Source organism: Nocardiopsis sp. NPDC055879 (assembly GCF_053615935.1).
Genome location: NZ_JBSHCT010000112.1, coordinates 1 through 1,062 on the forward strand (window position 1 = coordinate 1; position 1,062 = coordinate 1,062).

Genomic DNA, 1,062 nt, shown 5'->3' on the forward strand with positions numbered 1-1,062 from the left:
CCCGGCCGCCTGGCGCACCGGATCCGGAGCGCACCGCTGCTTGCGCCCCACATCCAACAAGGTGCGGCCCTGTTCGTCGGTCACGAACCGGCGCAGCCAGCTGTGGGGGGTCAGGCGGGCCACCATCTGATCAGGGATGACCACACCATCCTCGGTGGTGGCGGGCTCAGCCGTCCCATCGCCCAGGAAGCGCTTCAGGGGGACGGTGATGTTCAACGTGGCCAACGGTTGGCGGCTCAGGCTGGAGCAATCCCGGTGGGTCAGAGCGGTCTCGAAGATGCGCATCATCGCGTCATAGGTGCGCTGATGCTTCGGCATCGCGGCGTTCTCCGGCTCATACGGCTCCGTGTAAGCCTGCAGGGCGGCCTGGATGAGTTCGTGGTCGGCCCCCGGCCCCCACATCCGCAGCAAAAACCCGGACTCGAACGTGGGTGAGAATTGGGCGCCCCGGTTCTTGAACGTTTCATCGTAGTCCCGGTCGGCCTTATCCGGGTCCAGGCGGGCGACGAACCATTTCGCCGCGTCCCGCAACTGGCGCACCGAGGCCTGCGGGCACTCGGTCTTGAAGCCGATCAGCCCGTATTCCAACCGGGCCCGAAACCCCTCCACCGAAGGACGCTGGGCACGGAATTCCTCATCCGCCGTTTCGAGGACCTTCGCCCACTCGGTGGTGGCCTTTTCGGTGGAGGTCGCGATCGCGCACGCCTCACCCAAAGACAGAGTCTGTTTCCCGAACGCTTCTTCCACGAGCGGCAGCTGCTGCTTGTACAACGCCCGGGCGAGGGTGGCGAGGCTCTTGGCCTCGGCCGGGGAGGTGCCCCACTGGTGGGTGATCCACGCCTGGATGCTGCGCTGGCCACCCTCTTCCAACAGGGCACCGGTGGCCTCCATGCGGGCCAGGGCGGGCAGCATCCCGTAGCGGATCCGGTCTGTTTCCTGGTTGAGCCGGCGAAACTGGGCGAGCACCTCGGTTTCGCACCCGAACGGGATATCCCGTTCGGAGAATTCCACCGCTATCTCCCGGGCACCCGCCATCGCTTTATCGACCGGGGTGTTCCCGGT

Annotated in this window: 1 protein-coding gene; it reads right to left on the bottom strand. The window is 66.3% G+C overall.

The features are described 5' to 3' along the window. A partial coding sequence (locus ACWGKS_RS30115; RefSeq protein WP_452525129.1) for a DUF222 domain-containing protein occupies positions 1-1,011 on the bottom strand: 1,011 nt, incomplete at its 3' end. Positions 1,012-1,062: the final 51 nt, after the last annotated feature.